General features: G+C 41.1%; 19 protein-coding genes. 8 read left to right on the top strand and 11 right to left on the bottom strand.

Going from position 1 to position 25,971, the window contains the following annotated elements; genetic code table 11:
* Positions 1 to 82: 82 nt before the first annotated feature.
* Positions 83 to 3,061 (top strand): Tn3 family transposase, encoded by a 2,979-nt coding sequence (locus tag VF06_RS09420; protein WP_099066920.1) that lies wholly within the window; start codon positions 83 to 85, stop codon positions 3,059 to 3,061.
* Here the strand turns inward: VF06_RS09420 and VF06_RS09415 are convergent.
* The 5 genes from VF06_RS09415 to VF06_RS09395 all read right to left on the bottom strand — a co-directional run bounded on the left by VF06_RS09415 (position 3,058) and on the right by VF06_RS09395 (position 11,515).
* Complete coding sequence (locus VF06_RS09415; RefSeq protein ID WP_180267228.1) at positions 3,058 to 3,678, bottom strand: tyrosine-type recombinase/integrase; 621 nt, start codon at positions 3,676 to 3,678, stop codon at positions 3,058 to 3,060. The genes VF06_RS09420 and VF06_RS09415 overlap by 4 nt on opposite strands.
* Positions 3,679 to 3,919: 241 nt before the next feature.
* Positions 3,920 to 4,882 carry a cupredoxin domain-containing protein gene (locus tag VF06_RS09410; protein WP_180267227.1) on the bottom strand — a complete coding sequence of 321 codons (963 nt, stop codon included), beginning with the start codon at positions 4,880 to 4,882 and terminating at the stop codon, positions 3,920 to 3,922.
* Between the two features lie 103 nt (positions 4,883 to 4,985).
* A complete protein-coding gene (locus VF06_RS09405; RefSeq protein ID WP_099066922.1) occupies positions 4,986 to 7,247 on the bottom strand; it encodes a heavy metal translocating P-type ATPase in 2,262 nt (753 codons plus the stop codon).
* 296 nt (positions 7,248 to 7,543) lie between these two features.
* Entirely contained in the window at positions 7,544 to 9,769 is a 2,226-nt protein-coding gene (locus VF06_RS09400) for a hypothetical protein (protein WP_099066923.1), read from the bottom strand.
* Positions 9,770 to 10,330: 561 nt separating this feature from the next.
* Positions 10,331 to 11,515 carry a ParB N-terminal domain-containing protein gene (locus VF06_RS09395; protein WP_099066924.1) on the bottom strand — a complete coding sequence of 395 codons (1,185 nt, stop codon included), beginning with the start codon at positions 11,513 to 11,515 and terminating at the stop codon, positions 10,331 to 10,333.
* A gap of 523 nt (positions 11,516 to 12,038) precedes the next feature.
* Here VF06_RS09395 and VF06_RS09390 point away from each other — a divergent pair.
* The 3 genes from VF06_RS09390 (at position 12,039) to VF06_RS09380 (ending at position 14,912) form a co-directional block, all read left to right on the top strand.
* Positions 12,039 to 12,491 (top strand): helix-turn-helix domain-containing protein, encoded by a 453-nt coding sequence (locus tag VF06_RS09390; RefSeq protein WP_099066925.1) that lies wholly within the window; start codon positions 12,039 to 12,041, stop codon positions 12,489 to 12,491.
* 318 nt (positions 12,492 to 12,809) lie between these two features.
* Positions 12,810 to 13,949, top strand: a complete 1,140-nt coding sequence (locus VF06_RS09385; RefSeq protein WP_099066926.1) for a tyrosine-type recombinase/integrase — start codon at positions 12,810 to 12,812, stop codon at positions 13,947 to 13,949.
* 234 nt (positions 13,950 to 14,183) lie between these two features.
* Positions 14,184 to 14,912: a hypothetical protein gene (locus VF06_RS09380; RefSeq protein ID WP_244917953.1), complete on the top strand. Its 729-nt coding sequence runs from the start codon at positions 14,184 to 14,186 to the stop codon at positions 14,910 to 14,912.
* A 24-nt stretch (positions 14,913 to 14,936) separates the two neighbouring features.
* On the opposite strand, the gene VF06_RS09375 is transcribed toward VF06_RS09380, so the two are convergent.
* From VF06_RS09375 to VF06_RS09355, 5 genes are all read right to left on the bottom strand, one after another.
* The gene (locus VF06_RS09375; protein WP_099066928.1) at positions 14,937 to 15,152 is read right to left on the bottom strand and encodes a hypothetical protein; all 216 of its coding nucleotides are present in this window, start codon (positions 15,150 to 15,152) and stop codon (positions 14,937 to 14,939) included.
* 278 nt (positions 15,153 to 15,430) lie between these two features.
* The gene (locus tag VF06_RS09370; RefSeq protein WP_099066929.1) at positions 15,431 to 15,733 is read right to left on the bottom strand and encodes a hypothetical protein; all 303 of its coding nucleotides are present in this window, start codon (positions 15,731 to 15,733) and stop codon (positions 15,431 to 15,433) included.
* Between the two features lie 716 nt (positions 15,734 to 16,449).
* A complete protein-coding gene (locus VF06_RS09365) occupies positions 16,450 to 18,228 on the bottom strand; it encodes a bifunctional 3'-5' exonuclease/DNA polymerase (RefSeq protein ID WP_099066930.1) in 1,779 nt (592 codons plus the stop codon).
* Between the two features lie 132 nt (positions 18,229 to 18,360).
* Positions 18,361 to 18,915: a hypothetical protein gene (locus VF06_RS09360; RefSeq protein WP_099066931.1), complete on the bottom strand. Its 555-nt coding sequence runs from the start codon at positions 18,913 to 18,915 to the stop codon at positions 18,361 to 18,363.
* A gap of 189 nt (positions 18,916 to 19,104) precedes the next feature.
* On the bottom strand, positions 19,105 to 19,794 hold the full coding sequence (locus VF06_RS09355) for a hypothetical protein (protein WP_257208118.1): 690 nt from the start codon (positions 19,792 to 19,794) through the stop codon (positions 19,105 to 19,107).
* A 139-nt stretch (positions 19,795 to 19,933) separates the two neighbouring features.
* Here VF06_RS09355 and VF06_RS09350 point away from each other — a divergent pair, with 139 nt between their 5' ends.
* The 3 genes from VF06_RS09350 (at position 19,934) to VF06_RS09340 (ending at position 23,241) form a co-directional block, all read left to right on the top strand.
* Positions 19,934 to 20,242, top strand: coding sequence for a hypothetical protein (locus VF06_RS09350; protein ID WP_099066933.1), 309 nt, complete (start codon positions 19,934 to 19,936; stop codon positions 20,240 to 20,242).
* A 299-nt stretch (positions 20,243 to 20,541) separates the two neighbouring features.
* Positions 20,542 to 22,509: a peptidase M23 gene (locus VF06_RS09345; protein ID WP_099066934.1), complete on the top strand. Its 1,968-nt coding sequence runs from the start codon at positions 20,542 to 20,544 to the stop codon at positions 22,507 to 22,509.
* A gap of 3 nt (positions 22,510 to 22,512) precedes the next feature.
* The gene (locus tag VF06_RS09340) at positions 22,513 to 23,241 is read left to right on the top strand and encodes a hypothetical protein (protein ID WP_099066935.1); all 729 of its coding nucleotides are present in this window, start codon (positions 22,513 to 22,515) and stop codon (positions 23,239 to 23,241) included.
* A 309-nt stretch (positions 23,242 to 23,550) separates the two neighbouring features.
* Here VF06_RS09340 and VF06_RS09335 read toward each other — a convergent pair whose 3' ends face one another.
* Positions 23,551 to 24,645 carry a DUF5895 domain-containing protein gene (locus VF06_RS09335; protein ID WP_099066936.1) on the bottom strand — a complete coding sequence of 365 codons (1,095 nt, stop codon included), beginning with the start codon at positions 24,643 to 24,645 and terminating at the stop codon, positions 23,551 to 23,553.
* Positions 24,646 to 24,969: 324 nt separating this feature from the next.
* On the opposite strand from VF06_RS09335, the gene VF06_RS09330 reads away from it, so the two are divergent.
* Positions 24,970 to 25,863 (top strand): hypothetical protein, encoded by an 894-nt coding sequence (locus VF06_RS09330; protein WP_099066937.1) that lies wholly within the window; start codon positions 24,970 to 24,972, stop codon positions 25,861 to 25,863.
* Positions 25,864 to 25,971 lie beyond the last annotated feature (108 nt).

The raw sequence follows: 25,971 nt of genomic DNA, 5'->3' as shown, positions 1-25,971 counted from the left end.
CAGAGAAATTTAGAACTTGATAACAACAGATTCATTTATGCTTTGGGAGCAACTGGTATTACCATTACGGAGAAGATAATAAATGGTTAAACCGCCTCAAAGCACAGAAGAACTTGTAGAAAATTGGACTCTTGTTCCCCAAGAATTAGAACTGGTGAAGAAGAAAGTAGGTGCGGGACAGATTGGTTTTGCCATTTTACTGAAATATTTTCAAATAATGGCTCGTTTTCCTGACTCAAGCGCAGAAATACCAGAAACTGTGATTACATACATAGCATCACAACTAAAATCAGACCCATCATTATATTCTCAATACAATTGGCAAGGGCGTTCCATCAAAAATCATCGTGCTGAAATTCGAGATTTATTTGGATTTCGGACAGCTACAATGTCTGATTCCGAGGAGATATCTGATTGGTTAATTGCTTTTATTTTACCCAACGAACAAAGATTTGAACCACTGGAAGAACAAACATATCAAAGGTTTCGCTTATTACAAATTGAACCACCAACATCCAAACAAGTTGAACGTTTGATTCGTAGTGCCATAAGTCAATATGAAAGCAACTTCTGTCATCACACTTTTTCTAAGCTATCAAAAGAAACCATTTCTCAAATTGAGATTTTATTAAGCACAGAAGAATCAGACAATGAAGCTGATAAACAAGATTCTCTCAAGTTAAAAACTTCCGAGTTTGCATTTCTCAAAACAGACGCAGGGCCAGTTGGATTAGGAAGTTTCTTAACCGAAATCGAAAAACTAAAACGTATTCGTACAGTTGGTTTGCCACCTGATTTATTTGCAGGAATATCACCAAAACTGATTAAAATATACCGTCATCGGGCTGCAACAGAAACTCCTTATCATTTGCGACAACATCCACCTGCTATCCGCTACACCCTGATGGCAGCTTTTTGTCTCCAACGCTCTCAAGAGATTACCGATAATCTAATCGATTTACTAATGTCAATCATTCAACGTATTGGTACAAGGGCTGAAAGACGCATTAACAAAGAATTAGTTTCAGACTTTAAAGAAATAACCGGAAAAACCAATCTCTTATTTCGCATTGCTGAAGTAGCAGTAGCTGAACCTGCGGGAGTAATTGAAAAGGTAATATATCCTGTAGTATCTCAAAAAACTCTCAAAGATTTAGTGGCTGAGTATAAAGCAACTGGTACAGCTTATCGCCAAAGAGTCCACACTAGAATGCGTTCATCCTTTGCCAGTCACTACCGCCGGATGATTCCTCAACTTTTAGAAGTCCTGGAATTTTGCTCCAACAATGATATTCATCGTCCAGTAATTCAAGCATTAGAGTTGCTTAAAAAATATACCTCAAGTAAAGCCCGATATTATGATGCAGGGGAAGTGATACCAATTGATGGAGTCCTCAAAAGTGGTTGGAAAGAAATTCTCTTAGAAACTGACTCTGATGGAAAAGAACGTATCAACCGTATCAACTATGAGATTAGCGTTTTGCAAGCTCTTAGAGAAAGACTTAGTTGTAAGGAAATTTGGGTAGTGGGAGCTTCTCGTTACGGTAATCCCGATTATGATTTACCAACTGATTTTGACCAACAACGTCAGATTTACTATCAAGCTTTAACCCTTCCATTAGATGTAGAAACTTTTATCTCAAACTTACAACAACAAATGGCACAAGGGTTAGAAAAACTAGATCAGGGAATACCTAAAAACCCAGATGTCACTATTCTCGGTAAGAAAGGTCAAGGTTTAATTAGACTTAGCCCAATAGACCCTGTACCTGAACCTATCAATCTCAAACGACTGAAGGGTGAAATAAATCACATTTGGCATCAAACCAGCCTTTTAGACATTCTCAAAGAAACAGATTTAAGAGTAGATTTTACCCGTAATTTTAAAAGTATGGGGACAAGAGAAATTATTGATAGAGAAACACTACAAAAGCGATTATTACTGTGTCTCTACGGTATGGGAACAAATACCGGATTGAAGAGAATTAATACAGGGATAAATGGGGAAAACTATCAAGATTTACTCTATGTACGTCGTCGCTATATCCACAAAGACCAGTTACGTAGTGCTATTGCAGACGTTATTAATGCCATTTTTGAGATTCGTTTACCCCAGATTTGGGGTGAGGGAACTACCACCTGTGCCAGTGACAGCAAGCATTTTGGAGCATGGGAGCAGAATCTTATGACTCAGTATCATTTGCGTTACGGTGGTCGAGGAGTGATGATTTATTGGCACGTCGAGAAGAAATCTACCTGTATCTATTCCCAACTCAAAACTTGTTCCAGTAGTGAAGTTGCAGCCATGATTGAAGGGGTATTACGTCACTGTACCAATATGGACGTGCAGAAAAACTACGTGGATAGTCATGGTCAAAGTGAGGTGGCCTTTGCTTTCACACATCTGTTGGGATTTCAGTTAATGCCCCGATTGAAGCGGATTAAGGTACAAAAGTTATATCGTCCTTATACTGGACAATCTGATGCTTACCCTAATTTACAGCCTATTCTAACTCGTCCAATTAATTGGGATTTAATTCGTCAACAGTATGACCAAATGGTGAAGTATACTACTGCTTTAAGGTTGGGAACGACAGAAACTGAAGCTATTTTAAAACGCTTTAGCAAAAATCCATTCAAACATCCTACTTATCTGGCTTTACTCGAATTAGGACGAGTAATTAAAACAATTTTCCTATGCCAGTATCTTGACGAGTCGGAAGTSCGGCGRGAAGTTAATGAAGGATTAAATGTAGTRGAAAGATGGAATGGGGTTAATGATTTTATCTTCTACGGTAAGGGTGGAGAGTTTGCTTCTAATCGCTTGGAAAGTCAGGAGTTATCGGTTTTATCTTTGCAYCTWTTGCAGATATGTTTGGTCTATGTGAATACTTTGATGATTCAGAGTGTTCTGGAGCAGAAACATTGGCAGCAAAAGTTAACTGAAGTCGATTTTAGAGCAATTACTCCTTTGATTTTTAGTCATGTCAATCCTTATGGTACATTTAAGCTTGATCTCAACGAGAGGATTGCTGGTTTGACACAACAACTGGTTGCTTAATCCCTCCAGAACTTTTCAAATCTTTGAGGCGACATTTGAGTATAACGAACTGTGTGGTGTATATTTTTATGTCCTAAATAGTCTTGAATTGCTCTGGTATCATGACCTTGGGCAGCTAAATAGTAGCCACAAGCATGGCGCAGTTGATGGGGATGAACTGGTTCAGTGATTCCAGCACGCGAGCCTGCTCGTGCAATAATGTGACGAACGGCTCTGGTTGATAGTGGAGCTTTGCGCTCGGACACAAAAACATAGGGAGTATCGGGATAATCCCGTTGCACTTGGCGCAACGCTCTGAGTTCAGGAGCTCGTAACGGATGAATGGTATCATGCCCATGTTTTAGGCGATGAATGTCGATATAGCCCTCTGAAAAATCTATTTGTGACCACTTGAGTGCAATTAACTCAGCAGTGCGAAGTCCATGCCGGAACATAAGTAAAATCATCGCTGCATCCCTCACCCCATGCCGACCGACAGCACGAGCCGCACTGATCATTGCTTCAACTTCCTTCGGTCGCAAATACTCTCGTTCGCGTGCGGATGGGCGTTTTGCTGGTGGAGTCGAGTAGTTGGTTGACTTTGCCGAAAATGGAAGTTGAGTAGTGTGGGTAGACATGGGTCAAATCCTCATGTCTTGGTTGCTATCTCCATCATACTTTGCCTAAAAGAAGACGAACTAGGCAAAGTTATCATTTGTATTTCTTATCAATTGAGGCTAAATCAAGGGTTATTTTTACTAAATTTTACAAGGTTGCCCCTGGTTGCACGAACCTTCTATTTACGCCTATTTAAGGGATCAAACTGACTTGCCTAGTTAATACCAAGTTTGCGGTATGCCTACAAATCGCATGTATCGTTCATCTAGAGACTTGAGTGGACGCTCTTTCTTGATTAGCATCTGCTGCTTGTACGGAGATCGCACCATGAAACATATTCATGCCACAGCTAAAAGCATATTCGCCTGTTTTTTCAGGTGTAATCTCAATAGATGTCAATTTATTGAGTGGTAGCTCGGCAGCAATGCCAAAATCAGGAATTAATACTTCTGCAAGACAATTACTGGGATTTTCGCGCAAAAAGTTAAGTTGAACTCTTTGCCCTGCTTTCACGACAACATGATTCGGTGTATAACCTTTATCCACTTTGATTATGACCTTCTGAATTCCTTGCTCTATAGTCGGTTGCAAAGATGGAATTTCTACGGTTGTTTCATTTTGGTGAATTGAAGTTGAGGAACTGAGTTGAGGTTCTGCCATTATTTCATACTCCTTTAAAGCTGTTGATTGAGTGTTTGAAGCTTCGGCTCGGATTTCACCACGAAACATGTTCATGCCACAGGTAAAGACATAATTTCCAACTTGTTTAGGTGTAAATTCCACAGCGATCGCTTGATTGAGCGGTAAATCTACGGCAATATGAAAGTCTGGAATTAGCACTTGCTCCAAGCAACTGCTGGGATCTCTGCGGTCAAAGAAAAGCCGCACGGGTTTTCCTACTTCCACGACAATCCGACTTGGCTCGTATCCACCATCAACGGTGACGGTTACTTCCTGAATACCCTCACCTGCTGCAACTGCCTTTTGGGACTTGGGTTTACTGAGCAAGAACCACCAAAGTTCTAAGCCAATCAGCCCCAATCCACCAAGCGTAACTGCAACTTTGTTTCCTAACGGCTGTTCAATGCGTTGAAATTGACTTGTTGACTCTGTTTGAGATGAGTGGGTTTCATGGGATACTTGGGCGATCGCTTTACCAGAAGCAAGTCCTAACACAACTCCTAGACTTGCAATACTACCGATAATTGCTGTTTTATTCATCATTGAAAAAGCTCCTATGCGATCGCTCCTGAAATTACCCCAAGCAGAAATCCAAATCCTGCTAAACTTGCGAAAAATATCACTTTATTGAGCATTAGCATTTCCTCTAGCCAAGTGTTTTAGGTTGAAAATTACGTAGACGTAGAGCATTGCTGACAACAGAAACCGAACTAAACGCCATTGCTGCACCGGCGATGATCGGGTTAAGCAACCAACCAAAGATAGGGAACAAAATACCCGCAGCGATGGGAATGCCAGCAACGTTGTAGATGAAGGCGAAGAATAAGTTTTGGCGAATGTTGCGAATTGTGGCACGGCTCAGTTGAATTGCTGTGACTATACCTTGTAAATCGCCTGAGATGAGTGTAATGTCACTAGCGGCGATCGCCACATCTGTACCAGTTCCGATTGCTATACCGACATCGGCTTGAGCTAAAGCTGGTGCATCGTTGATACCATCACCTACCATTGCCACAATTTTGCCTTCTGATTGTAGTTTCTGCACTGTAGCGGCTTTTTGATCGGGTCGAACTTCTGCCATTACCCGCTTGATACCAACTTCACGAGCAATACTTTCTGCCGTGCGGCGGTTATCTCCGGTGAGCATCACAACTTCTAAACCGAGTTTTTGCAATGCTTTTACCGCTTGGGTGGAAGTGGGTTTAATAGCATCAGCAATACCCATCACTCCTTTGATTTCGCCGGCCACTGCTAACCACACGGCTGTTTTACCCAGGTATTCTAAACGTTCTTTGTCTTGTTGCAAGGCTTGAGTGTCAATACTCAACTCTTCCATCCAGCGTTGTGTACCAATTTGTACGAGACGGTTAGAAACGATACCTTGTACACCACTACCTGCGATCGCTTCAAAATTTTTAACATCTGCTAATGGCACTTCCTGAGATTGGGCATATCTGACAACTGCTTCCGCCAAGGGGTGTTCCGAATTGCGTTCTACAGAGGCGGCTAGTTGTATCAACTTGACTTCATTACCATTGAGAGTGCCATCAACGGTGACAAAATCTGTAACTGTCGGTTTACCTTGGGTAATTGTGCCTGTTTTGTCTAACACAATTGTTTGAATCTGATGTGCTAATTCTAGGCTTTCGGCTCCTTTAATTAGAATGCCGTTTTCTGCACCTTTACCTGTACCTACCATTACAGAGGTTGGTGTGGCTAAACCCAAGGCACAAGGACAAGCGATAATTAACACCCCAACTGTGGTAATCAGTGCTAGGGTGACGTTGCCCATAATGTTGTACCAAATGATAAAGGTGAGGAGCGCGATCGCAATTACCGCAGGTACAAACCATCCAGTTACTTGGTCTGCTAATCTCTGAATTGGGGCTTTGGAACCTTGTGCTTGCTGTACTAATTGAACAATCTGCGCCAGTACAGTATCACTTCCGACTCGTGTCGCCCGAAACTTAAAACTCCCAGTTTTGTTAATGGTAGCTCCAATCACTTCATCGCCTGGTTGCTTTTTGACAGGCACGCTTTCCCCTGTTACCATCCCTTCATCAATTGTGGATGCTCCCTCAATTACTTCCCCGTCAACAGGAATTTTCTCGCCAGGACGAACCAGTATCACATCTCCAATCTGTACTTCTTCAATTGGGACATCTACTTCTCGTCCATTGCGAATCAAACGCGCTGTTTTAGCTTGTAACCCAATCAGCTTACGGATAGCTTCTGAAGTTTGTCCTTTAGCGCGATTTTCAAATAGTCTGCCTAGCAAAATCAGCGTAATGACGACAGCAGCAGTTTCATAATACACATCTGGTGTTAACCCCTGATTGATGAAAAAGCTGGGAAATAAAGTGGGAAATAGCGAATAAAAATATGCTGCACTTGTACCTAAAGCAATTAGGGTATCCATTGTGGCAGCATGACGTTTTAAAGCTTTCCATCCATTAATGTAGAAGGAGTAACCACACCAGAACTGTACTGGGGTAGTAAGTATCAACTGTACCCAAGGATTATGCAGCCATACTGGGATAAAGGGTAAGTGCAACCCTGTCATCATAGGCAGTGAACCTATAACCAATACAGTGCTAATAATGCCTCCTACCGCCACCTTTCGCATTAAATCGCGGGATTCTCTTAAGCGATGTCTTTTCTCCACATCGTCTTCTCCCGTCATCAGGTTTTGTTCTTGGAGTGGGTAAGCAGAGTAACCTGCTGCATCTACCGCTTCTTGAATAGCTTCTAAATCAGTTCTTTTAGGGTCATATTTAACTGTTGCCTGTTCTGCTCCAAAATTCACAATACATTCATCGACACCGGGGACAGAATTAATCGCGTCTTCAATGCTGCTGGCACAAGAGGCACAACTCATGCCGCGCAGTTTGAGTGTGGTATTCTCCATCTGGCTGCTCCAGTTACTAAGTGGCGTTAACTAACAACTAATTTCATCTTGAATGCTCCAGTGAACTGGAGAGTCAAGAGGTCAGCTGAAGAATTTTTTTAAGCGCATATAAGCTTTATTCTTAGTCTTGGCGAGGCAATTTTCTAGGTTTGATAAATAGCGTCAACAGTTGTTAAATTGTCTTGAGCGTCTGTTGTAGTTAGAGTAACAATTGGTACTCCCGCACTAGTAATGATGCGTTTTTGCTTATCTTGGAAAGTTTCAATCTGAGGTGGAGCACCTGTGAAATTCAGCCATCACGTCTCACTTTCTTGAAACGCCAACTCCAACGAAAACGGTAGACACCCAGGATTGGCAGCTGCCCACTCGTTGGCTTCTGCAATTAGAGTTTTGTTACCCGAATCAAGATAGAATTGCATTTTGGCATTTTGCTCCAAACGTTCGCGTTCCTTGCCTACAATTAAGCGTCGCGCAATTAGGCAGTACTCTCTAGCTATACGCTTGGCGTGAGATGCTGCCTGGAGTCGCAACTTAGTCAGTTTCTTGAGTTCTGACAAAGCGAGAGTTTCAGCTAGGTCGCCTGAAGGTGTACTTTGCTCGCTAATTTCGGCTTTTGGTGACGTTTCAGGCGGCACAATTGCAGCTGTAGGCGTAGTAATCGGAATACTGACAGAATTAATTAATAAGTTTTTGTTATTGTAATTTTCCGAGGCGTGGGGGTTAGAAATGTATTTAAAATCCTTATCTGAATTACTTTCATCAACGTTTTCAACTGGTTGTATAATATTTGAAGAAACTAATGAATTATCAGAATTACTGACACCTGAAGTTAAAGACAAATCTTCTGGTTGTAATAAATTCAATTCTTCGGAATTAATGTTAATTTCCTCAGATTCATGTTGTACCTGTGGTACAAACAATTCTCTTTCAAACTCAGGAACTTCTTTAAAACCTGCTGCTGGCTGCTCCCCTATAGGGGCATCAGCAGCAGGAGGTAAGCACTTACAAAAAACCTTCATATAAAAACAATGACCGTAATTTTCCATTTGATAAGGGTTTTCAGCACTTTGTTTTGGAAATGAGTTTTGAAAACTATCAAATTGCCCGTCATTGCTTGGTTGATAAGGGTTTAAGCTATTTTCTGTCCAAGGATCTAAAATGTAGCGCGTGGGATGCCACAAATGTAAGTGCTTTTGTAGTGTCTCTTGTGAGATAGTTTTGTTAAAACGCCGCTTGTACTCGACACGTATTACTTTCGCTCGTTCAGTAGCCCCTGCTGGTAACGCACTATCCCACTCTATTGCTCTTACAACTATCTGGATGCGTCGTTGGGCTTGTTGACTACGTTCCCAGTTCTGTTGCTGGCGGCGGTCAAATGGGATTACGTTATCTTTGGGTTTATGGATGCTCCTAATGCCTGCTATGGCTTCTGCAAATGTGTTGGCGAATGTACCCAACAGCCGTTCAGGATAACTAACGTAGGCACTGTACCATTTGTTACGAATTGTGCATTCTACCCAATGCCGTACCCTAGCTTCGATTTCGTGTTGGTGTCGGCAATATTGGTTATAGCCAGGGGCGTTAGTAGCGGTAGAGAAGCAAAATTCGACTAATTCATCACCCGTTAAGTCTAAAAAGACGATTCCGTAGCCCACGAAGATTTGTAGGAGGGTGTTTGTTTGTCCTTGTCCCGTCCAACCAATCGCAATTATTTCTTCCCAGTTGGCACGCCACTGTGCAACATCAGCAGACTCTTGCTTGCGATATCTCTCCCGTGAAATTTGTTTTTTGGCTTTGTTCGCAACCCGTTTTAGTTTGGTTAAATCTTGCCGACTTGCTGCGCGATCGCAATAATCGAGGAAGATAGAAACTGAGTCACTAATTGGTTGTAGGTCATCATTAAGTAAAAATGACCCGCTACCTGGTTGCATGGGGCAACGGATGGCTTTGTAGTTAGTTATTTGTTTGGCACTATATGGTTTGGTGTTGGGGAAGATTTCTAGGTGTCCAAGACGCAGTATAAAGCCTGCACTTCTCAAAGTAATCTCTAGGGCGCAGGCTAGGGCAAAAGTGGGCAGAGAGGAAGCAAAGGTTAGGATCAGGTGATATCCGCCACTAAAACTGGACTGGAGGATGATGATATCGACTATACCAATGTCCTCTAGCACCGCTTTGATGCGATTTATGGATTCAATGTTATGGTAGTCGCCTTCTAGGTCTAAATCGATTGTGGCGTAACTGGTTGTGTCGTCAAAGCGCAGACCTACTAGTTTTGACTTGTCTTGGTGTAGCTTCCACAGTTGCGAAGGTTGCAGGTAATAGTCAATGGTACGCCATGCTGGTTTTGCACCTTCTACTAAAGAAGGGGCAACTATCGCCCCAAATGGATGCCAAAAGCGTTCTACGTAGCGTTTGCCCACGGATTCGGCGGGCAGGTGGGGTTTGATTTTCTTTTTTGAAGGCTGTGAAAGACTTAATTGGGGCTTGTTCTCGACATCTGAAGAGAAATTTTCTTGGAACATGAGTGACTGTCCTGATGATTTTTGTGCATCAGGTAGTCTCGCTGTTGGTCAAAATGTGTTAGCCTAAATTTGAAATTTTATTTTGAATGAAGCGGTTGGTTATCCGCTTGTTGGAGGCGACTGGTAATCGTCTCATGGTTGAAAGCAAAGAAAGGTTTATACTTGTTTAGGCTTAGACATACGTAGGCTTAGGCTAAGATTTAGTCCAACACGCTTCACCAACAACAATGCGACTACCCAACTTTTTTTTGGTTATTATTTAAATGAGGCAGTTCTAGCGAAGTTATCACTAAATCGACAAAAGAGTTTTGGGATAACAATGCAAAGCTAGTAACACCCACAAGTGTCACCACACATTGGCTCTTGTTAGCACAACTGGTGAAGATGAAATTACTCATACTCCACCACCGAGTTAAAAAACAAAAAACAGTCAAATATCTTGATACGAGTTCAGCACCCACAATAGTGAACTCGTATTGCAATTAGTATTGAGATGCTAATCTAGTAAGTAATGTTAAATTGTGGGACAAATTATCTACTAAATTAGCAGCCCACAGCTACCTATGCAGCACGAATATTATCCTTTTTTCTATTTGTAGAAACTTCCATTGCTTTCATTTGGGTCTTATAATCTTCCCAAGTTTTTTCAAATACGTCAGACTCATACATCCGCAATAAAACCTCCTCTTTCTCAGTTAAATTCGGAAGTTTCAACAACTCCGCCAAAGACACTTGAACTGGGAAAACATCACTAAACTTTTGCATTAAGTGAAATATTCTCTTCCTCTGTGATGCAGATGGTTCATCCTGCAATTCTGCATCAATTTGTCGAGGACGTAGATTCACAATTTCTAGGCTCATATTCCCTAAATTCCTCAATCCAAACACAACAAACTCATTAGTTATACCAATAACCCGTCCCACAATTTCCAATTCGGGCCGCAGTCTCTTCTTGAACTGATATACTTGGTCAAGCTGGAAACGTCGAAACGGATTGCGCTCACCATTTCGCATCCAAGCAATACCATCACCTATACTACCTATCTCATCTGCCTCCAGAAGGTCTATTACCTGGTAACAGATATCTTGATTGCAAACAAACTTGTATGCTGCATCAATACTTCGGTTAAATTCCATCTCCAGTGCAACAACTGCCTTAAATTTTTGAAGTTCTCGTAATTGAGAAATCAAATCAAATACTTTCTTACCCTTGTGATAACTACCAACACTTATCCTTAGATTCTCTGAAACCTCCTGAATCACTCGCTTGCCCTTTGTTAATTGAAAGTTATTCTCATTTAACGAATGATTCAAATTTGAATCATTCGATTGATTCAAACGACGGGCGCTTTGGCGCTGTCTTTCTTTCGCCTGGGGACGAAGTACGCTCTCCCAGTACTGCCCCTCGTGAAATTTCTGGTAATGAGTCTTCCCGCCTTCCCGGTGGAGATTAAAGTCAAGCACTAGTTTCAAATCTTCTTCAAACGAACCAGACTCAACAAATTCCACTTTCACGGCGGAAATCCCTAACTGGCGGGCTATCTGCAAGCGACACTTACCCGCCAAGACGATATTTACACCAGTACGTGCAGATACCTTTAAAGATTCAAGAATCCCTTTTTCAGAGATACTTTTTTCTAAAGCCGGACGATCCTCATTCTCACCATATATTTCTATCAGCTTCGGATGAACAACCAACTCCGCAGGAGAAATATATACAATTGCCGGATTATGCACAAGAGACATATTGATACTCCGGGTCACAAATTGTTACTCAAAAGATAAGTTCAAGAAGTGAAAAACCTAAGCAGAAAGCAGAAAAATCTTAACCAGCAAGACTTATAACACTTTCATACCTTGGAAAAAGTGACAATTTTAAAAAATAATTAAATCTTGTAAATAGCAAAGGATTAACTACCAGAAAAACTCTCGAAGAGAATTTTCTCGCACAGTAAACTATTATTCCCAACCCATTGAAAACCAATACGACTGAAGAGATATTTAACGCACTGGCATTTGAAAAAAAGCATCTATCTAAAGATAGATTTGTCAAACTGGGTAAACTCATGATATGATAGCTCTAGATAACTAAATTGACAAAACAAAGTTCCGTCCTGTTTTAGTAACAGGTGGGCTTGTTTTTTCCTCAAAGCCCTGCTGCAAACAGGGCTTTGAGTGAATCTTTAGGAAAAATGAACGCTACAAAAAGAGTATATCAGGCTTCATTCGATTTGGCAAAATTGTAGGTTTAAGCGGGGTAAATACTAAAATGCCTCATATTCAATACTTGAATCCTATTGAAAAGCAAGTATTAGAGAATATAGCAGCCACCGGCAGCGATGAAATGATCAAGAGAGCAAACATCCTGCTAGAGCTTAATCGTGGGGAAAATCATAAAAATATAGTAAAAAAACTTGGTATAGCGAAGCAAACAGTAACAAACTGGAAGAAAAAGTGGACATCTTGTACCATAACATCGGAAACCTTGGAAGATGCGATCGCAAAGGTAAATGATGTATTAGGTGTGAATGCAGGCAGACCTAAGAAGTGCAAGAGCGCAGAGGCAAGCAAAATTGTTGAAATCAGCGAATGGAGCAAGAACCGAAAACCCAGTCGTTCAAAGCACCATTACCATATGCAAGTTGCTGAAGAAGCAAAGAGCAGGGGGTTGCCAGCACTATCGCCAAGAAGTATAGGTCGGATCTTGGAAGCGCAACGCTAATAACATCAGGCTTAATCAAGCTAACGGGCAATCCTGTCTATTCAAAACGCCAGAATAACAACCAAGTCGCCGAAACTATCAAGTTAAAAGGTTTGCCCGAATTGTCGCCAACAACAATTGGTCGCCTCCTATAAGCAAAAGGAGCAGTAAAAAAAATTGATAATTTCCTCAAACCATTCCAACCACTGGGATGGTTTAATTTTTGCATCTATAATAATTCAGCTAAAATACATAACGTAGTACAGTCAAGTGTTGGGTAACAAGCGAATAGCACAATTACAGCAGTATATTTAGCAACATTTAGATTGTGTTGATCTAATGGAAGATTTATCGCGCCAAAGTGAGTGTAGTCGGGCAAATCGAGAGAGAATAGATTTGATATCGAAAAGCGCCATTTTCGCGACCAATGCTATGTCTGATACACCATATTCCCCCAGACGGGCATCCCCAAAAGCAAACGATGACACTCCTATTGAAAGGGCGGTAGAGTCATTAAAAAAATCTCTCAAAGCCCCAATTGAGCGGTATTTTGCTGCAACAGAGGATGAACGGGATGTCATTGCTTTGATGCTCGCCAATATTCGCGCACCCAGCACCCGACGCGAATACCAGAAAGATTTGCGGAAGTTTTTTGTGGCGATGACTGGTATTGAGCCGAATGTTGATAGCGTGTTGGAATTTCTGCACCTCACCGAAAAGCGGGCGGTGGCGGTGGTGTTGAAATATAAGGCCAAGCTACTGGCTCTAGGGTTGAAGGAAGCAACAGTTAACCGTCGCCTTAGCAGTATTAAATCGTTGGTGAAGTTTGCCCGTAAGTTGGGTGTATGCAGCTATACGCTAGAAGATGTGGAGTTGGAGAAGGTAAAGGCGTATCGAGATACTACCGGGGTGGATGCTCAAAGCATCAACAGTGTAGTCCAGCTAATTGAGCGCTCAACTGTTCATGGTCAAAGAGATTATGCGCTGTTGCGGCTGTTGTGGGAAAATTTACTGCGTCGCGATGAGGTCAGCAAACTAGACGTGAAAGACTTTGACCCCCATGAGTGCAGATTACGGATTTTGGGGAAAGGAAAGGGCACGAATGATGAATGGGTAAAACTATCAATGGCAACGGTGAATGCCATCTGTGATTGGTTGCAAGTCCGGGGTAATATCACCGCTTCATCACCTCTATTTATCGCCCTTGATAACCGTAGCAAAGGGCATCGTCTGACTGGGGACGGCATCCGCAAAATTGTTGTCAATTATTTTGATGCAGCTGGTGTGAAAAAGTTAATGTCACCGCACCGCATCCGCCATAGTGGGATTACAACTCTTTTAGAAGCAACAGAAGGAGATGTGCGAAAGACGCAAAAAGTCAGCCGTCATGCCAAGCTGGATGTATTAATCCAGTATGACGATAACCGTAAACACGGTCAGTCAGAGATGACAAATTTATTGGCAGATATGATTGACTAAATGGATGCGTTAGCCAGGAAGTCACCCCCTGATTTGGCTACAAAAGCAATGGCTTTGTTAAAATTGTGCGCCAACAACTCCTGAACAACTCCAACAGTGGCTAACTAACTGTTGCAGACAGTAGTAATCTGACTGCTTTTTGGTAGAGGCGATCGCCTCCGGCGGGCGCACTCATGCGCTCCAAAATGATAGTGTCAAGGTAGTTATCAAGATGGATGACACGCTCACCCAGTCGTGTCCAGTCCAGATTTACCTAGACATTACCTAGACATGAGCCAAACAGGGAAAAACAAGAAACTGGCATCTTTTAACTGCGACCAAAAGATGTGGGAGCAGTTTATTGCCCGTTGTAAGTCGAAAGGGACGACGGCAACAGCCACGCTGACCCAATTTATCGAACTTTACCTAGATGATCTAGATAACCTTGATGCAATTGGTGGCGATAATTTAGATAAACGCTTGGACTCTAAGATTAAGGCAAGTGTTGAGGAGTACTTGGTTGCTGGTAACAATAGTAACGTCGGTTATACGAATGAAACGATATTAGCTATTTGCTCACGACTTGATAAGCTGGAGTCAGAGTTTTCAAGTGAATCTAATAGTAACCAAACCACAGCAATCCATAATCTCGCCGATTTAGAAGAAAAAGTGGAGGGGACGTGTGCCCGAATGACACAGTTGGCTGAGGCAATTATCAAAATTCAAAACTATCTCAACAACCAACCAAGACGGGCTAATAAATCGTACAACAACAATTCATCCTTCAAAGGGCAAACTCCGCGAATTCAACCATTAACCGAAGAAGGTTTAGCTTCAAGACTTGGTGTAAATGTAGAAACTATACGCGAGCAACGAAATAAGCTGCACCCACCGCTTTTTGTGGCATGGTGCAAGGGCAAGGATAAATCGGGTATGGGGTGGGAATTTAACGAAAATACGGGATTATATCATCCGGCAAGTTAGTATTTTTATGATTTTCAAATCTTCTCAAAATGAACCGTTCAAAGCTTCATTCTCCCGTGGCATATTGACGTTTTGAGCCTTAAAAATGATTTTAAAAGCAATATCTCTCGCTGACTGCTTCAACACTTGCAGATAAGCAACAGCATCATCACGTCGGCGAAATCTTGTCACAACAATATTTTCTTGATTAGGAATATCACGGACAATACACCACGGTTTTAATTGCTCAGAATAAGTCATATTCTACCCCTTAAAAATGCTGTAAAATAACCATGCTATGTGCTTTAAAATCGCCAAATTTTACCTTAAACGAGGAGGTATACTCAAAGACAGGTCAAATTGATATTGACAATTAGAATTATGCGTGCATTAGATTGATTGGACAAATATATAGCGTTCCGACTGGAATGAAAGAAAGTGTACTAAGTCTGAAAGCCTTGCAGGGCAAAGCTTTTGTTTTAAAAAGCTTTCAGTAATCCAACCGGATTGCTATATGTAGAATAGAAATGTTATTGAGATCAAGGCGAATGAGTCAGACATAGCAATTGCCAAAGTTGTTCGGGAACTTCTTCAAAATGTTCTAGTAAAAAGTCCATGAATGCCAAATGTCGTAAATCATTAGGCTGAGGATAGCGTCTAAATTTACCTTGCTTAAACCAACCTCGGACTGTAGAATCAGAACGACAGCATATTAGGGCAATTTGTTCATAACTAACATCCCATTTGGCATAAAATTCTTCTGGTTTCATACCAAATTCCCAGTGACTGTAGAGTGAAATTAGATGAATTTCTCTTGCCCCTAAAATCTGGGGATTAGACATTAATACACCTCAAATATGTAAATTTTGTAACTCATTTATTACATCAGTTATTTGTCAGTTACAGAGTGTTATAAACACACAAATTTAACCCAAATAAACGAGTTTTAAACTCTTGATTCACTCTAAATCTGCGTAAGCAGATATAGTTAAAATAGTTCCGTTATTTATAATGGCTAGAATACCGATTCAGGAATAGCCAGAAATAGTGGATAGGGTGCAATACGCTTGGGTTAATACCATTTCTTTGTGAAGCTGCGCCAAATCCTAACTTTTTTTCAACGCAAAGGTGAGGCAGCGCGGTCTTGGGGGTTTCCCCCATGAGCGACTGCCGACGCGGAAGTTAGCGCAAAGGTACACAGCGAAAAGTTTGAGCGCCGGCTTCCGGCGATCAAAGCTTTTCAAGACAGAGATTTTCTAAAGATAATTCGCTGTGTCTCAAAATAATTAGGCGCATCTTCATAGAGAATTGGTTTAAGCCTTTTTTCTCCCCCTGCTTACCCTGCTCAATAACAGCCCGCCTCAACAGATAAATGTCCTTAACTGAACGGTATTGGGATAGGGTGGGGATAGTGCTTCGAGTCAAAAACGAAACGCCCTCTAACCACGTTTTTGCACAAGCTCTTGCAGGGAGGAGGGCAATTGAGTTTTTGACTAATCTTCTCAGAATAGCTTGACTGCAAATCCAACTTCAGTCGTACTCCGCAAGTTGGGGTAGTTCACCAGCTATTTGATGTTTTAATATCTATAACAACTGGAATAGGGCTGAGAAACTTTTGGGCAGCAGCAACCATACAATTGTGTAATATGTGGCTAACTTGGTCAACTTCAGTCTCTGGACATTCCAGTACAATTTCATCATGTCTTACACAGATGAGTTTGGTTCTGAATTTAGCTAATGGATTTGAAAGTTTTACCATAGCTAATTTGTTGATGTCGGCATTTAAACCTTGTACTGGATGGTTAAATAGCTCTGATAGTCGGGGCTTGTTTACCCATCTCCGTCGTCTGTTTGCTAGTGTACGACTTTGCTTAATGCCTTGGATGTATTTACGTTTGATGTTTTCATGCCACCTAGCTATTCCAGGATAAGCTTCAAAGAATCGTTTTCTGAAAGCTTTTGCTTGTTCTAATGTCATTGCTACTCCATATTTTACTTGAGCGTAAATTTGGAGTTTGGCAGCGCCCATACCGAAAATCAATCCAAAGTTTATTGCTTTTGCTAGTCTGCGGTCTTCTTCAGTCACTTCATTGATATATTTTCCAGTTACTAGAGATGCTGTTAATCGATGTAAGTCAGCCCCCTGGCGATAGACTTGGCACATCTTTGTATCACCACTAAGCCGAGCCATAATTCGTAGTTCTATTTGGGAGTAATCGGCTTTGATAATTTTATAGCCAGGGGCAGCAATGAAGCAGCTACGAGCTGTTTCATCACGGGGAATATTTTGTAGAGGTGGTTTGCGGCAAGAAAATCTACCGGATTTTGCTCCTAATTGATAATAGTTGGGATGAATTCTCCCAGTTTTGGGGTGGATATGCTGGGGTAGTTTCTCGGTAAAAGTGCCGATAATTTTGGATAGACGGCGGTAATCTAGCAATGCTTGAATTATGGGATACTGTGCAGCTAAAGAAACTAATTTACTTTGATTAGTTGAGTTGATTTTGATACCAATAGCTTGTAGAGCAGCCAAAACTTGCTGAGGTGAATTCGGGTTGACTGCATCTGTCAGTTCTGGCAGCAATGACATCTGAGAACTAGCAATACGGAGTTGCTTGAGTTGGTTTAAAGCATCTGTTTTTTCAGCTTCTAGTTTTGCACCCAGTATCTGCCATCGGGACAAGTCAAATAGCATTCCGTTAAGTTCCATTTGAGCTACAACAGGCATACACTGAAATTCCAGTTGGGCAATTTTGAGTAACTTTGCCTGCTTTAACCTCTTGAGGAGAATTGGGTAAAGGTCAAGTAATATCGCAGCATCTACGGCAGCATAGTGCAATTGAATTTTAGTAAGAGGTTTACACCAATCGCTAATTTGTTGAGTTTTATCTAGTTGAAGGTGTAGTAGCTTTTTAACTATATTTTGTAAGGATGAGCTTGTTTTTAATCCTGCGGTTAGAACTTTATAAGCAAGTTGGGTATCAAAGAATTGACTCTTTGGTTGAAGTCCTGCGAGTGTGAGAAATTGCCAGTCGAACTTGGCATTATGAGCAATTTTGACAGCAGAGTTACTAAGGAGTTGTTTTAAAAGTGAGCGATCGCTTTTGGGAATAGCTGGTAAATCTATCAGCACTACTGGATGGTTTGGTGCAGCTATTTGAATCAGTCTAATAGAATCAGTTAGAGGGTCAAGTCCTGTTGTTTCACAATCTATGGCTAAAACCTCTGCCTGAAACAGAGGTTTGAGAGCAGAATTAAGAGTTGAAACATTGGAAACAAGAGTATATTGCGGGGTAAAAATATTGATATTATTTGTATTTATTAAGCCTGTATTCATAATAAATTAAATTTGAATTTATCACCTAGAAGCGATAGCTTGTATATTTAGCAACTTCAAATTAGTTTTATACAAAGATTTGAAAACCTATTAAAGAGAGGTAATACTATCGATATTCCTCTCTTTATATGATTAACTGACTTTACGCTTACCTGTTTTTGCAATGTTAGAATGCTGAATATTCTCTTGAGCAGATGTAAAAGCAGTAGGAGCCAATTCTCTAATAATGGGTGCGACAATTTCTGGTGCCAGTTCTAAACGATGCTTAATCTGTGCTTGCAACCAGGCTAAAGGAACACATTTATTGTTGACTTTTTGTTTGATAATTAAGTCAGGATTGGATTTTGAAGCTTTTCTTATGGCAGTGGCAATTTTTCTGGCTGTCCGTAAATCAATTTTGTCTACATCAATGCTAACAAAGTTATCTGGTTGAGGTTCTGGTTTCGATGTAATACGGTTAGTTGATTGATTTTGATTTTCCAACTTGAGATATTTATTAATATCAATAAATTCAAGGTGTGATTGTTCAGATGTTGTGTTGTTAGTATGGTATTCGATGTTGACTGTAAATTTCTGCCACAGATGGACTATTCCCACAACGAAATCAACGACCATTACAATGGCATATAAGGCTGTAATTCCAATGATGAGATGATTTAAAACTTCTTGAATTTCTTGAGTATTCATGATGACTAAATTGAAAATTTATGTTCATAATTAAAGAAGCGAACGCTTCCATTTAACGCACACAAGCGATCCTGGCAACACAACGAGTAATTCCTTAATCCGGCTGGAGATTTATTTTTATGGTTCCCTCTAACAGAAAAATCCTCAGCTGAAAATTTAAAATTGTAGACTGAGGAGAAGAGTGAAAATTTAGAACAAGCTCATTTGCACAGTTGAATTTGATGAAGGTTTAGGAGTTGGAGTGCTTTGGGTCGAGTCTAAGTTAGATTTGGCATTGACATTACGCTTACCCCATCCCTCTTGTGCTGCGTGTTTAACTATGCTGCGTCGAATTGACCTGCTAAGATAGTTGAATTCATTTTTTACCTGATTAAAATGAATGATGCGATTATTGCTGGCATTGCTCGTAGCACCATCACTTATAAATTCATAAAAACTCTTGCAACCCTTTGGTAATTTATCGTATTTGGTTAAAACTTCATTACCTACCCAAAGATAAAGGTCAGCGTAATCTCTATGTAAAGGTGCTTCGTAAGTTGCAGGCATCATGTAGGTAAGAACTTCTGTGGCTGTGCTGGAAACACCAACCTGATCCTGTTCGTATTCAGTGAAGATAAGTTCCAATCGATCCTGAATACAAGCAAACTTCAGCCATTGGGGAATCGTATCACTCCAAGGACTGCGATGAATTACCAATGGCCCTGCAAGGTAGCGAACATGGTGTAGGGAAAATTCAGCTATTTCTAAAAGACTTGCTAATAATTCTTTTGGTGTATTTAAACTTGCCAGAATTTGCAGCATTTTTCGGGTGTTGTCTGGCAGTTTGGTACTATTAGCATTACTGATTTCTGCCATTATTTCTGGTGAAATTAAATTCATTTGCTCCATTTTTCATCTCGATATGAGCGCATCACCAAAAATAGCCAATCGGCTAAAAAATTAATGTCCAATAGGTGAAGGCTGATATTAGATAAATCTTTTTATGCTGGCATTTATACAGCTTTTTCAGGTAATGTCAATGAATAACGAACCCACAATTAACCAAAATCTTGATACTAACTACAGTAGTAATTATCAGTCTGGCAGTGGCTATCAATCTGAAGGTTACGGTGTTGAGCAATCAAGTTCTGGAGATAGTAGTAATCCCTTGCAAGCAGACCAATTTAGGGATGGTTATCAAGAGAATATCTTTGAAATCAATCTTGGGGATACACCTTACACTGAATCGGCTGCTAATCCCAATCCTCAATTACCAGGATATGGCTCTGGCTCCGGTTACAAGTCTAAGAAAAGTCAACAGTCAGCAGAAGAGGAGCTAGAGTTATAAGTCATATTTTCACTCTCTTCCTATACCCCATAAGCAACAATTAATTGGGTTTTTGGCATTGCTGATCAGTGGGATGATTTTTGTCGGGCTTACGCCCCGCTTCTCTACGAGACGCTCCGCGTAGCTTGCTTAAGAGCAGGGGTACGCTAACACGCTCCAGACGCTCCAGGCGCAGAGAGTAAGAGTTTGAGAGATTGAATTTTTAATTTTCATTCCTTCATTCAGCAACGCCGGGTTTTTATTCAATAAATTACTTTGCTTGTTGGGGTATAGTTGCTGTCATTTTTAAACCTGGAATTATGAAGATACCAAAAGCATGGATATCTCTTCTGGTTGTCATTGCTTGTATTATTTATAGTATCGCTGCACAAGCCACAATCAACACATTTGGTGATGGCAATTTACCGACTCGAATTGTAGAAGTTGCAAATCCTCAGTCTCGACTACCTGCTACTAAAGTTTTGCTCCCAGACTGGAGCCGCATTTCTCTGGCCCAGCTACCAGGTATCAGTCAATCCGGTGCAATTGATGGCAGTCCCTACAGCCAAACACTGGGTTATGACCTGAGTCGCACTTGGAATGTGGGTATGACTCCTGACCAATATTTGAAGTTAGGAGATATCAGTGAAGCATTGCAGGCAGAGGAGTTTTCTTTGCAGGCGATCCAGGCGATCGCTCTGGGCAGAGTACCAGAGGCAAACACAGACATTAACAGTATAGATTCAAACAAAATTGCCTTGAGTGAATTTCCCCTGATTGGGGAACAGACATTGAGCCATTTGGCTCAGGTTGTTCCAGAATTAGCTAAGACACAAGTAAACAATATTACACCTGTTGCCACCTTACTAAAATCAAAAGGAATTGCTGCATCTAATTTAACACTAGCTCAGGTACTAACACAGTATGAAGTTGGGCAAATGAAGCTCTTAGAAATCGACTTGTCAGAGTTTTCTATTTCTTCAATTCCTAACTTAGATGCAGTACAGCTACAACAATTTACAGGTTGGATGAATAGCAATGTTTCGGATATTCCTGGTTTGGGACAAGTACCTTTAGGATTAATGCCTAATCCCATCACTGAAATTGGTAGCTTAGTAATGCGGATTGATGTAGTTCATGGGCCAGCAGAAAACCGCCGTAATAATACGATTTCTGGTTCAGACGTACAAGGGTTTTCTGTGCCTTGTACTGTAAAAGACTGCGCTTATTTAGAATTGGATGATTTGGAAAATGCAGGTCGTAGCGATCGCAGTAAGTTAGAAGGTAAGCAGTGGATTTCCGGGAAATACCAAGAAGTCGAGGGCGGGCGGGGTATCCTAAAAGCAGCGAATAACGGTCGAGAACCAACAGGAAGGCTACCGTTTGGTAAAGCTTTTAAGGTGGTGGTAATGGAGCCGGATGAAACCACTGATACGGTAGATACGGCTTTGTTCTTTCGTTTCTGTGCTTGGCGAATGGGTTGTACACCTTACTTTATCGGCCCTGTTCCTTTTTTCAGCTACAAAGTTAACTCCCTGATATTTGTAGGCAATTTGAGTGAACAGAGGACAAATACTGCGTCTCTACCAACTGGAGCGACAAGAGAGCCTAAAGCTAGCATTACCAACCGTACTGGAGTAAGAGAGAAGATTAATCCATGCGCGTTCAGCAATGGTAGTCGGTCGATAACAGATCAATCATTCTCTGGTATTGATTTGCGATCGCTCTCAAATGCGATTGCGGAAATTGAGAGTGCTGGTAGCGGGGATTACAAAGCAGTTGGCATACATACCTGTGCGGATGGGGGTTTAAATTGTGGTCGCGCTCTCGGTCGCTACCAGTTCATGAGTTATAACCCTTATGCAGTGCAGTTAATTGCTGCCAAGCCTGGAGGTAAAGAGTTTCTCAGTCAAGTGGAGCAAGGGCATCGACCAACAGAGGCTGAACTATTTGAGTTTTTTCCGACCGCCGACCAAGATAGGGCATTTATGGCTGATATGGCTAACAAAATTCAAGTGACACAAGAGCAAATCGATCCGGCTACAGGACAGCCATTTACGGGCGATCGCCTAATTGAACGAGTGGCTCAAAAGCACTTTGGTGGTGATTACAGCAAAGTTGATGGAAATGGCTCAGATGCCCTCGGTCGCCTCAGCCTCAAAGATTACGGCAAAACCGCTTTAGCTAGTTATCGCAACAGTAATAGCGATAATGTAACGCTGACCTGTTCTCCCAATGTAAATTCTAGCTACATCAGCACTGCTAAAAATACTGAAAATGGGAGGTAGAGTATGACAGATTTATCTAAAACCTCTATTACTTCACCCCATGAGATAAAAGAAATACTTGATACTGATAGCAATTCAAAAATACACTTTGGGCAAACAGGGGAAGGAAAAGGAGTTTATTCTTCCTCCGCCTCCCCTAGTCAGTCTCAACCACTGAAGACAACTGCATATCAATTACCAGCACCTTCTATGAGGGTACGCTACTGGGTTCATTGGTTTCGCATAGGTTTGGGCATCTTTTTGTTGCTGTCGATTCTCATAAGCTTAGGGGGCTGTAGCTTAAATGCGGCAACCGTTACTTGGAACAAAGCTGCTAATGTTGTGCCTGCTTCAGTAGTTGAACAGGTGATTGTAGAAAATACAGAGTTGAATACCAAAGCATCTGCTAAAAATATACTGGCTTGGAGTGTGGAAGGAAAAGACGGCAGGTTCGCAGTTTTCAACTTGAATACGCCTGATGTCTGTGGTGCTTTGGGATGTTTGTATACTGGTTACTGGCTCAGAAAGGACAGACCAATTACTCAGGTATTCTTGAGTTACTTGAATTCCAATCTACCACCAGGTAAACTTTTGTTGTCAGTGGGAGAGAACCGAGGTCAGGCATTACCGTGCATTAAGGTACTGCAAACCGAGCAAGAGCAGCTACGTCAATTGAATTTTTGTTTCAATGGCACTGGCTATCAACTTGCTGATAGTCAGCTTTTCACTAATAGTAAAAATTCTCGAAGTTGATAACTCGAAATCTAGAAGAAAACTCTGCCGTAGCCAAGAAGACTATGGCAGAGTTTTCTTCTAAAACCTCTAGGAAATTCCCATTAAATCGGCATCTAGGTCAGTGGTGGATGAAGAGTGCTGTACATGGATAGCGGGGCGTTTAGCCCGTGATGAGTTAAAAAGCCGCACACAAGTGGAGCAAGTGCTGTGTGGGGTATATACCAAGTACATAAATAAGTACTGAGTGATTTTTAATCTACTCAGGACTCATGACTCAGCACTGAGTAGTGGGTAGTTAACCAGCACAGACGCTATAGTTGCATTGGACTATTCCTCATCATCCAGTTCATCGTCTTCCTCCTCAAAATCATCATCGTCTAACTCAGCTCCCAAATCGTCGGTTTCATCGAGGAAGTCGTCATCGTCAATAAGTTGAATTTTGCGAGGTGGCTTGGTCGCTGGTTTGGATTTACGAACGCTTTGAGTTTTGTTCCTATTCTTAGAGGGTGGTAATACTTCCACGTCTACAGATACCGATTCTCCTGGCAAAGCAGGTAGGGATTGAGGTTCATTAAAACCAGCGATCGCATCATGTTGTTGCCAAATTAGGGCTTTAGCTGTGGTTTTACCCAAATACAGTTGCGGGAAATTTTCAACTGTGGGTTTAGTGTAGGCTACAGTTTTGCAACAGTTATGTTTATTCTTACCTTCACCTTCTTTAATTGCTCTAAACTCAATTTCTAGCACACCTAAACTCCGCCATTTATCACTTTTACCACTAAATGGCACTTGGAAATAATCAGCGAAGGTTTTCTCTAATGAACGATAAAATTCTTCACGCACTGATTTAAAACTCCAAAGAGCTACATTTTTGAACCGGACAACAACAGGAGTAGTATGTAATGGTTGATTCTTGTCATCAAGAAACATGATTGCGTGTTCAGAACACACATCCATTGTTTTCTTATCAAGACTATGCCTGTAATCGTCATAAAGCCCAACAAATGAACCACCTACTTCTTCAACATCTGATTTATAGCGGATATATTCTGGTGCAAAAGCTAAAACCAGTAACCGACCTTCAGTAATTAATAGTCCGGTAACATCTTCAGTCAAAGTGACAGTAGTTAGATCATCTTCTCCAGGTATTTCAATCCAACCAGCTTTTTCTAACTGGTCTTCTGGAATCAAAAGTCCAGCAGGTTTATCGTTAACGACAATACCGTAGGGAAGAATCGGTTTGCGAACTTGGTTATAATTATCATTGAAGAGTTCTGGGTCTATTTCAAATTCGGTTTCTTCAAAGTCATAATCATCAGTTTCAGTTGCTCTGGCTTTGGGAGTTTTAGGTTTGGCAGCAGTAGTTTTACTGGTAGATTGATGGGGGTGTTTAGAGTTGTCTGTAACTTTTGATTTAACCATTGGACTGCATAAATATGATTGTCCAACGCATGAGGCGTTAGCCTCAAAACTTAGTTGCCGCTTTGCATAAAATCGTAGCGGTTTTAAATGCAGAGAAATGCAGAGTCTTTGTGAATTTTATTCGTTACAGACTTATAAAATACTGTAAGCTAATGCGCCGATGGAAGGAGGTAACTAACAATTTAGAGCAGTGGTTTCAGAAAATATTTAAAATAAATATACTCCCCAAAATAGTATACTAAGACAAGATATAAATGCAATAATTACACTTTAAACAATAATAAATTTGTGTCTAAATTTCTGGGCGAAATGTGTGTATTATAAATGACTAGATTTCCCTACGACCAATTTGCCAAAGAATTTTTAGAGGAGTTGTTGAAGCCTCTAGGAGAGGTAAAAGCACCCCGTGAAGTAAAAGGAGAAGTGCGACAGATTGATGTTTGGTTTGCACCCGTCCTCCCAACTAGAGCAGATGCGCTACCATTGGGATTATTGGGACTATTTGCTGCAACTCCTGCTTTATTTGAACCGTTTCGTAATCCTGCTACGGTGACAGAAATTTGTAACTGTATTTTGAAGTTACTGGAGTTACGAGGCGAGTTACAGCGAGAAGCGAACCGGAATCAGGAGCGGTTGCTAGAGGAAAAGTTACCAAAACTGTGGATTATTACTCCTACAGTGTCTGAATCGATTATTCGTGGCTTTCGGGGGATACTGGATGAAGAAAATTGGGGTTCTGGAGTTTATTTTTTAGCAGACCATTTCAGAACGGCGATTGTAGCAATTCACCAGTTACCACGCACAGAAGAAACACTCTGGTTAAGGCTTTTAGGTAGGGGAAGGGTGCAAGAACAGGCAATTGATGAATTACAAAAACTACCTCGTAGTAATTCTTTACGTTCAATTGCGCTAAGGTTGGTGACTAACTTGAATGCTAATTTACAGACTAGCGAAAATATAGATGAGGATGACAGGAGGTTAATCATGAAATTATCACCATTATATGTGCAGTGGGAGCAAGAGGCTCAAAAGCAAGGGCAACGGATGGTTGTAGAAAATTTACTAACAGTTCGATTTGGTACGCTAGATGAACAATTAGCCACAATTATTCAGCCTATTCTAGAGCTACCTTCACAAGAGTATGCTTCTTTACTGTTGCAGTTATCAAATCTCTCCCGTGAGGAGTTATTGGCCAGGTTTAACAGCAACCATTCATAAAGCTGTTATGTATCTGACACTCCTCTAAAAATAGAGTTTCTAACACCTCTAAAAAAATGTCCAAAAGGTCAATACTTTAGCTTTCACTTGGTAGCTAAAATTTCTGCT

This window comes from Nostoc linckia z4 (assembly GCF_002608075.1).
In the GTDB taxonomy this organism is placed as follows: Bacteria; Cyanobacteriota; Cyanobacteriia; order Cyanobacteriales; family Nostocaceae; genus Nostoc; species Nostoc linckia.
The sequence above is the reverse complement of the archived record's forward strand: the minus strand, read 5'-3'. Positions and strand labels throughout refer to the sequence as shown.